The organism is Methyloceanibacter sp., from assembly GCF_051306395.1.
GTDB lineage: Bacteria > Pseudomonadota > Alphaproteobacteria > Rhizobiales > Methyloligellaceae > Methyloceanibacter.
Genome location: NZ_JBPPND010000005.1, coordinates 1 through 8,582, shown reverse-complemented (window position 1 = coordinate 8,582; position 8,582 = coordinate 1). Strand labels below are relative to the sequence as shown.

Here is an 8,582-nt window from a genome sequence, read left to right as displayed (position 1 = left end):
TGGGACAAGTCCTACACGGAGTCCGGCGCCATGCATTTCCAGAATGCGATTCCGCGGCTTGCCGACCGCAAGCCCGTCGAGCGCGACTACACCGCGTGGCTCGGTTTCCGCGCACTCGCCGACGCGGCCATGAAGTCCGGCAAGGTCAAGCCCAAGGACGTCAAGAAATACATGCTGTCCGACGACTTCAAGCTCGAGGCCTTCAAGGGCCAGGCGCTGAGCTTCCGCGATTGGGACCATCAGATGCGCCAGCCGGTCATCCTCGGCGGCGGCACGCGTGTCCCGGTCTCGACTTCGCCCCAGGAAGGCTTCCTGCACCAGACCAATCTCACCGATACGCTCGGCTTCGATAGGCCTGAGTCTAAATGCAAGTTCTAACGCCCATCCAAATGAAGGTAGACCCATGACTCGTATTAGTCTTGCCGGGGCCTCCGCTGCGGCGCTGCTTCTCTTCGCAGTCCCTTCCCACGCCGAGACCATCTTCGTCTCCAATGAGAAGGACAACACGGTCACCGTCATCGATGGCGAGACCCTGAAAACGATCAAGACCATCGAGACCTCCCGGCGGCCGCGCGGCATCGTCCTGAGCCCGGACTACAAGGAGCTGTTCGTGGCCGCTGGCGACGGCGACATCATCGACGTGGTGGACACGGCGAAGCTGGAAGTCGTGCGCACGCTGGAATCGGGACCCGATCCCGAACTCATGGCCGTCGATTCCAAAGGTGACGTCATCTACATCGCCAACGAGGACGATAGCCTGGTCACCGTCATGAACATCGGCAGCGGCGAGGTTCTGGGCGAGGTGCCCGTTGGCGTCGAACCGGAAGGCATGATCGTAAGTCCGGACGACCGTTACACCGCCGCCACGTCCGAGAGCACCAGCATGGCGCATATCATCGACAACAAGACGATCAAGCTGGTGGGCAACATCCTTGTCGACAGTCGCCCCCGAGAGGTCAAGTTCTCAAAGGACATGAAGGAACTCTGGGTGTCATCGGAGATCGGCGGTACGGTCTCCATCGTCGATACCAGCGATTGGGACAATCCGCAGAACTGGAAGGTCATAAAGAAGATCGGTTTCGAGGTTCCGGGTTTGCGCCCTGAGCAGCTTCAGCCCGTCGGCATGGACTTCGACGAGGACCACGGCCGCGTCTTCGTTCCGTTGGGCCCGGCCAACCGCGTCGCGGTGATCGATGCAAAGACGAAGGAAGTCATTGACTATGTCCTCGTGGGCCAGCGGCCGTGGCACGGCGAGTTCAGTCCAGACTTCTCGAAGTACTATGTCGCCAACGGTCTCACCAACGACCTGACGGTGATCGACGCGGAAACCTTGAAGGCCGAGAGATCGGTCCCGGTGGGGCGCCTGCCCTGGGGCGTGGCGACCATGCCGGGGAAGCCGGGCGAATAGGGCCGCGACAGCCGACTAATCGCTGCGGACGCGCCGGCCGATGAACTGGGCGACCGCCTCCGCGGCAAGGATCGCCCCGAGCGAGATCGCGACCGACACGAGTGTCAGCCGAAGAGCACCTGCGTCCCCGCCGGGAACCTGCGTGAAGGTGTAGATCAGGCTCGGCAGGGTCTGCGTCTCGCCCGGGATATTGGAAACAAAGGTAATGGTCGCGCCGAACTCGCCCATCGACCGGGCGAAGGCCAAAATAGCGCCGGCGATAACGCCGGGCGCGATCAGGGGCAGCGTCACCGTGAGAAACACCCATGCCCGACTGGCGCCGAGCGTGCTTGCCGCCTGCTCGAGCCGCCGGTCCACCGCTTCCACCGACAGCTGAATGGCGCGGACCAGAAGCGGGAACCCCATGATGGCGCAGGCGAGCGCGGCTCCCGTCCAGCGGAAGGCGACCGCGATGCCGAATGTCTCGGCCAGCCAGCTGCCGATCGGGCCTTGCCGGCCGAACAGCAGCAGCAGCACGTAACCGGTAACCACCGGCGGCAGCACCAACGGCAGAAGCACAAACGCGTTGAGGATAGGGCGCCCCCAAAACCGGCCCCGCCCGATCAGCATGGCGACCGCGATGCCAAAGGGCAGGCTCGCAAGCGTCGCCACCGTGGCGACGCGGAGAGACAGCTTGATGGCGGTGAGTTCCTCGGGCGTCAGACTAAGCACGATGAAATCTTATCACCTGCCGCCGCGACACCTAAGCAAGAGCGGGGAGGGGCGCGGCCGGGCTTAAGTGCCCCGGGCCTCGTTCATTCAAGGATTGCTTCCTTCACCAGGGGGTCGAGCCCTTCGCCCCCCTGGTCCACATAGGCGAAGATCGCCGTACGCATGCGTGGGTCCCAGAACTGCTTGAGATGATTTACGATTCCCGGAACGACCTCGTCCTTCCGCTGATACTGGAAGAACTTGTCGATCTGGTTCGCCATATGGACGAGGGTGTCGGGCTTCATGGGACTTGAGGCGCTCCGTGGCTTCGCGGGAGGAGGGTGGGGCTACTCGGCCGCCACCAGAGGCTCGGCGATGCGCCGTGCCGCCTTCGACAACTCCTCGTATTCCTCCTGCCATTCGGACGGCCCGTCGGACGGCGCGACCTGCACGGCCGTCACTTTGTACTCGAGACAGTTTGTGGCCCAGTCGGAGAACTCGGTGGTCACCACGTTCACCTGTGTGCTCGGGTGGTGGAAGGTCGTGTAGACCACGCCCGGCGCCACGCGATCGGTGATCAGCGCCCGCAAAGTGGTTTCGCCGGTACGGCTTGCGATCTTCACCCAGTCGCCGTCGCGCACGCCGGGCCCGATCGGGATTCCTGATCGATGACAAGGAGTTAGGGGCCGGCTTTGGGCGGCGCTGGGCGGCGTTCCGTACTAGCCGAGCACAGGTCCGGAGGGCACGTGCGCGTTCAGGATCGGCGCGAGCTGCTTGGCCTCGCTCACCAGCGCATTGATCAAAGGCGTCAATGGGTTGCGCTGAGGCACCACGAGCCCGATCGAGTGGGACACCTCGGGCTCGACGATGGGAATGGCGCGCACCTTCTCCGTAAGGCCGAGACCTTCGGCAAGCTTGGCGGGCATGACGCTCGCCCACTTTCCTGTGCGCACATGGGCGAACAGGACGATGATGGAATCAGATTCGAGCGTCGGCGCGACCTCCGAGCCCGCCTCGCGGAGCAGAGTCTCGATGATCCGCCGATTCTGCATGTCCGGCGTCAGCAGGCAGAGCGGCACTTTACCCACCTCCGCCCAGGTGACCTCGTCCCGGTCGCCGAGCGGACTGTCGGCGGAGGCGAGCAGCCGGTATTCCTCGCTATAGAGCGGAACGGTCTGCACCCGGCCGAGCGGTTCGTTGTCGAGATAAGTCAGCCCGGCGTCGATCTCGAGATTTTCCAACATGCCGAGGACTTCGATCGAGTTGCGCGACCAGATGGTGAAGCTCACATCCGGATGCTGCGCCCGGTAGGGCGTGGTGATGAGCCCCACCATGGCGAGCGCCGTGGGGATCGCGGCGATGCGGATATGGCCGGCGAGGCCATGCTTCAGCGCGTCGATCTCCTGGCGCATGGCGCGGGTGTCGCCCACGATGCGGCGGGCCCAGTCGAGCACCCGCTCACCTTCCGGCGTGAAGCCTCTGAAGCGGGAGCCGCGCTCCACCAAGAGCACGCCGAGCGTGTCCTCGAGCTGCTTGATCCCGGCCGAAAAGGTCGGCTGGCTCACGCCGCAGGATTCCGCCGCGTGGCCGAAATGCCGCTCGCGGGAGAGCGCGATAATAAATTCAAGCTTATCGATCATGCCGTGCCGGGTCGGGAGGTCTGGTGGCCGAGACTATAGGGATTGTGGGACGGGCGTGCAGCTTCATCAACCGCCTCGCTCGGTTGCGCCCCTACTCGTCTTCCATTCGGAAGGTCTTGTGGCAGGTCTTGCAGGCGTCGATCACGCCCTTGAATTGCACTTTCCAGTTCGGCGCCCCGGGGGCCTCGAGCGCAAGGATCAGGTCCCTGGCCGCTGTATCGAGTCCCTCCGCATCGCCGGTGAACTCGTCCCACTTGGTCCACACTTCGGGCTTCGCCTCGCTCGGGTGCCCGCCGGTCCCTTCCGGAAAGAGGTCGGGAATCTGCTTCGAGGTTCTTTCGATCTCGCCCGCCGCCTCGGCGGCCTTAGCCGCGTCGAAGGGCACCTTTCCTTTGGCCATCTGGCCGATAACCTTCATGGCCTCTTTCTGCGTGTCCATCAGGTCCATGCGCTCCTTCACCACGCCGGTCGCGCCCTCATGGGCGAGCGCCAGGGGGACGAAAGCGAGGAGTGCTAGGGCAATTATGGCTGCGGGCCTGGTGAGCATGAAACGATCCTTGGCTGCGACAGTAAAAACGCTCCACGGCGTTCGATTATCTGCTTGTTTATCACGCCGCGGCCCGTTGCAAGGCTCGCGGGCCATCAAAAAATGGTTTACCACCGGGGCTCCAGGGAAGATGCCGGCACCACCGATGAGTAAAACGAGCCCAATCCCGCCGCGCGCGCTCGTCGCCGATATCGGCGGCACCAATGCGCGCTTCGCCGTGGCCGATCTCGTCACGCTTGAGGTCTCGGCCGTCCGCCGCTTCCGCAACGCCGACCATGCGAGCCTCGCGGATGCCATACGCTTTTATCTGAAGGACGTAAGCGAGGAGGTGGCGCACGCGGGCATCGCCGTTGCCGCGCCGGTGCTGCAAGACACCATCCAGCTCACCAACGCGCCCTGGTCCTTCTCTCAGAGCACGCTGGCGGGCGAGGCGGGGCTGGACGCGGTCCATATGCTCAACGATTTCGAGGCGCTCTCGCTGTCCTTGCCCTATCTCGCCCCGGACGAACTCCACCAGATCGGCGGAGAGCCGCCGGTCGAGCACGGGCCCAAGGTCGTGCTCGGTCCTGGGACCGGGCTCGGCGTCGCCGGTCTCGTCTGGTCCCCGACCGGCTGGGTCGCCGTCGCAAGCGAAGGGGGCCACGCCACCCTCGGCGCGGAGACTGAGGGCGAACTCGCGCTCGTCGAGCGCCTGCGAAAGGGACGTGAGCGCATCTCCGTGGAGCGCGCTCTGTCCGGCCCGGGGCTGACGGAGTTGCACCAGGCCATTGCCGCCTCCCGCGGGCACGGCGAGGAGGTGTTGGAGCCGATCGAGGTGGAGCGGCGGGCGCTGAGCGGCGAGGATGAGATCGCCGAGGAAGCCCTTGATATCTTTACCACGTGGCTCGGCCGTTTCGCCGGCGACGTGGCGCTCGTGTTTGGCGCGCGCGGCGGCGTCTATCTCGGGGGCGGCATCGCCCCGAAGCTCCTGCGCCGCCTGACCCAAGGCGATTTCCGCGAGGCCTTCGAGCGCAAGGGGCGTATGCAGCCCTTCGTGGCGCCAATCCCGGTCTATGTCATCCTCGCTGAGTTTCCCGCACTGAAAGGCGCTGCCGTGGGGTTGCGGGCGAAGCTCGCCAACGCCTGACAAGTTCCCGAAACTATTCACAGGAAACGATTCAGCCCGTGGCCTTCGCCACCGTACGGGCCACGTCGGCGATTGCCGTGTTCTGCTCGTCTCGGCTGGCATCCGACTCCGCCAGGTAGACCGCGATCAGAACGGGTTTCCCACTCGGCGGCCAGGCAATGCCCACATCGGTCGCCGTCCACGCATTACAGGTGCCCGTCTTGTCGCCGACCCGCCAAGTCTCGGGCAACCCTGCGCGCAAGCGGGCGTCGCCCGTCTCGTTGCCGATCAGCCACGCCGTGAGCTTGTTGCGCGACGCGCGGCTCAGCGCATCGCCCACGAGCACCGCGTTGAGATCCGCGATCATGGCTGTTGGCGTCGTCGTGTCGCGCGGGTCGTCCGGCGCCGCCTCGTTGAGGGCGGGCTCGATGCGGTCGAGGCGCGTCACGCCGTCTCCCAGCGAACGGACATAGGCGTTGAAGCCATCTGGTCCGCCGAGCGCTGCGAGCATGAGATTGCCCGCCGTGTTGTCGCTCAAGGTGATCGCCGCTTCGCAAATCTGCCCGAGCGGCATGGTCTGCCCCACATGCTTTTCGGTCCCCGGCGAGTAGGGCACGATGTCCTCGGCGCGGATGGCAACCGGCCGGTCGAGGGTCTCTTCGCCCGCATCGACCCGCGCGAGGATCGCGGCGCCCGCAAGCCATTTGAATGTGCTGCACAAGGGAAAGCGTTCGTCACCGCGCCGTGCCGCTTTGAGGCCTGAGCCGGTGTCGCGCACCGCCACGCCGAGACGTCCGCCCATTTTCGCTTCGATCGCCGCGAAGGTCTGCTCCAATGTCTTGGATGTCGCGGATGATGTCGCGGCGCGAGCCAATGGCACGACAGCGCACGCCAGCAAAGTGGCGGGCGCAGCCATGAGAAGTCGGCGCCGCGTGATCATGGCGCTGTCTTTACGGGCGGGAAGGGGCGGAATTTGGGCTCGGGAAGACGAGCGGGCTATTTGAACTCGACCTTGAGGATTTCGTAGGACTTACCGCCACCTGGCGTCGAGACCTCGACCACGTCTTTCTTGCGCTTGCCGAGGAGCGCCCGCGCGATCGGCGAGGTGATGGAGATCTTGCCTTCCTTCACGCTGGCCTCGGTCTCGCCGACGATGCGGTACTTCACCTTGTCGTCGGTGTCCTCGTCGACCAGCGTCACCGTCGCGCCGAACATGACCTGGTCGCCCTTGAGCTTGGAGACGTCGATGATGTCGGCGCGCGACAGCTTGTCCTCGAGGTCGGCCATGCGCGCCTCGGTGAGGCCTTGCAGGTCCTTCGCGGCGTGATATTCGGCGTTCTCCGAGAGGTCGCCGTGCGCGCGGGCTTCTGCGATCAATTTGATGATCCGCGGCCGCTCGACGGTCTTGAGATGCTTAATCTCAGCCTCAAGCGCGGTAAAGCCTTCCGCAGTCATCGGTACTTTATCCATGTCAGTCAAAGCTCCTTCGGGGGGTCCCCTTGGCAATACTGTCAAGGAAGTGACCCGTCCAAGTCAAGAATCTGTCGATTTTGACGGGTTGCCTAAGCCGTCTCGGCGAGTTTTGCGGAGCCTTTGCCGACATAGCTTTGCAAGGGGGCGACGGTCAGGCTGCCTTCCCGGAGGGCCTTGATGGCCTCGGTTGCGGCCAGGGCGCCGGCGAGGGTTGTATAGTAGGGGATGTGGCTGATCAAGGCCGACCGCCGGATGGACATGGAGTCGGCCAGCGCCTTGGCGCCCTCCGTGGTGTTGAACACGATGTCGATCTCGCCATTGGTAATGGCGTCGACGATATGGGGGCGGCCTTCCAGCACCTTGTTGACCCGCTCGCATGGGATGCCGTGGGCGTCGAGATGGCGCTTGGTGCCGCGCGTGGCGACGATGCGGAAGCCCATGTCCACGAGCTTGCGCACGGGCGCCAGCAGCCGCTCCTTGTCCAGGTCTTTCACCGAGACGAACACGGTGCCGGACAGCGGCAGCTTGGTGCCGCCGCCGAGCTGACTTTTGGCGAAGGCGACCGCGTAGTCCCGGTCGATGCCCATGACCTCGCCGGTCGAGCGCATCTCCGGACCGAGCACGGGATCGACGCCGGGGAAGCGCGCGAAGGGGAACACCGCTTCCTTCACGGCGATATAGTTGAGCTGCGGCCGCTTCAAGCCGAACGCGGCGAGCGGCTTTCCGGCCATGACCTCCGAAGCGATGCCGGCGATGGGCAGGCCGATCACCTTGGCGACGAACGGCACCGTGCGCGAGGCGCGCGGATTGACCTCGAGGATATAGATGTCGTCGTTCTGGATGGCGAACTGAACATTCATGAGCCCGATCACGTTCAGGGCGCGGGCAAGCTCGACCGCCTGCCGCTCGAGATCGGCGATGATTTCCGGCTTCAACGAATGCGGCGGGAGCGAGCAGGCCGAGTCGCCCGAGTGCACGCCGGCCTCCTCGATATGCTCCATCACGCCGCAGACGAACACGTCCGTTCCGTCGGCGAGCGCATCCACGTCCACCTCAATGGCGTCGCGCAAGTACGAATCGATCAGCACCGGACTCTTGCCCGATACCACCACGGCCTCCGTCATGTAGCGGGCAAGCTGCGTCTCGTCGTGCACGATCTCCATGGCGCGGCCGCCCAGCACGTAAGACGGGCGGATGACCACGGGGAAGCCGATGTTCCTGGCGATGGCGGCGGCCTCGTCCGCGGAACGCGCGATGCCGTTATGCGGCTGCTTGAGACCGAGCTGATCGATCAGCGCCTTGAAGCGGTCGCGGTCCTCGGCGAGATCGATGGCGTCGGGTGAGGTGCCGAGGATCGGCACCTTGGCTTGCTCAAGCGCCGCGGCCAGCTTGAGCGGGGTCTGGCCGCCGAACTGCACGATCACGCCTCTTAGCGTGCCGGCCTCTTGCTCCTTACGCACGATCTCCAGCACGTCCTCGAGCGTGAGCGGCTCAAAGAACAGCTTGTCGCTCGTGTCGTAATCGGTGGAGACGGTCTCGGGGTTGGAATTGACCATGATGGTCTCGAAGCCGAGGTCGCGCAGGGCGAAGGAGGCGTGCACGCAGCAGTAGTCGAACTCGATGCCTTGGCCGATGCGGTTCGGTCCGCCGCCCAGGATCATGATCCGCTTCTTCTTGCTGGCGCGCAGCTCGCCTTCTTCTTCCCAGGACGAGTAGTAG

9 protein-coding genes and 2 pseudogenes are annotated in these 8,582 nt (G+C 64.7%); 3 read left to right on the top strand and 8 right to left on the bottom strand.

Annotated features, from left to right (window positions below; translation table 11 throughout):
- Together ACSLE4_RS00395 and ACSLE4_RS00390 are read left to right on the top strand one after the other, a co-directional pair.
- Positions 1–378: pseudogene (locus tag ACSLE4_RS00395) on the top strand (ABC transporter substrate-binding protein); the annotation flags it as partial.
- 25 nt (positions 379–403) lie between these two features.
- Entirely contained in the window at positions 404–1,408 is a 1,005-nt protein-coding gene (locus ACSLE4_RS00390; protein ID WP_435902512.1) for a PQQ-dependent catabolism-associated beta-propeller protein, read from the top strand.
- A 15-nt stretch (positions 1,409–1,423) separates the two neighbouring features.
- Here ACSLE4_RS00390 and modB read toward each other — a convergent pair whose 3' ends face one another.
- The 5 genes and pseudogenes from modB to ACSLE4_RS00365 form a co-directional block, all read right to left on the bottom strand.
- The gene (modB, locus tag ACSLE4_RS00385) at positions 1,424–2,119 is read right to left on the bottom strand and encodes a molybdate ABC transporter permease subunit (protein ID WP_435902511.1); all 696 of its coding nucleotides are present in this window, start codon (positions 2,117–2,119) and stop codon (positions 1,424–1,426) included.
- 83 nt (positions 2,120–2,202) lie between these two features.
- Entirely contained in the window at positions 2,203–2,403 is a 201-nt protein-coding gene (locus ACSLE4_RS00380; protein WP_435902510.1) for a formate dehydrogenase subunit delta, read from the bottom strand.
- A 42-nt stretch (positions 2,404–2,445) separates the two neighbouring features.
- Positions 2,446–2,742: pseudogene (locus tag ACSLE4_RS00375) on the bottom strand (molybdopterin dinucleotide binding domain-containing protein); the annotation flags it as partial.
- 75 nt (positions 2,743–2,817) lie between these two features.
- Positions 2,818–3,738, bottom strand: coding sequence for a LysR family transcriptional regulator (locus ACSLE4_RS00370; protein WP_435902509.1), 921 nt, complete (start codon positions 3,736–3,738; stop codon positions 2,818–2,820).
- A 91-nt stretch (positions 3,739–3,829) separates the two neighbouring features.
- Positions 3,830–4,285, bottom strand: coding sequence for a c-type cytochrome (locus tag ACSLE4_RS00365; protein WP_435902508.1), 456 nt, complete (start codon positions 4,283–4,285; stop codon positions 3,830–3,832).
- Between the two features lie 145 nt (positions 4,286–4,430).
- Here ACSLE4_RS00365 and glk point away from each other — a divergent pair, with 145 nt between their 5' ends.
- Positions 4,431–5,411 (top strand): glucokinase, encoded by a 981-nt coding sequence (gene glk / locus ACSLE4_RS00360; protein ID WP_435902507.1) that lies wholly within the window; start codon positions 4,431–4,433, stop codon positions 5,409–5,411.
- A gap of 31 nt (positions 5,412–5,442) precedes the next feature.
- Here the strand turns inward: glk and bla are convergent, their stop codons facing one another.
- The 3 genes from bla to carB all read right to left on the bottom strand — a co-directional run.
- Complete coding sequence (gene bla / locus ACSLE4_RS00355; protein ID WP_435902506.1) at positions 5,443–6,330, bottom strand: class A beta-lactamase; 888 nt, start codon at positions 6,328–6,330, stop codon at positions 5,443–5,445.
- A 56-nt stretch (positions 6,331–6,386) separates the two neighbouring features.
- On the bottom strand, positions 6,387–6,860 hold the full coding sequence (gene greA, locus ACSLE4_RS00350; protein WP_435902505.1) for a transcription elongation factor GreA: 474 nt from the start codon (positions 6,858–6,860) through the stop codon (positions 6,387–6,389).
- A 92-nt stretch (positions 6,861–6,952) separates the two neighbouring features.
- The coding region (gene carB / locus ACSLE4_RS00345; protein WP_435902504.1) for a carbamoyl-phosphate synthase large subunit at positions 6,953–8,582 on the bottom strand (1,630 nt) is incomplete at its 5' end.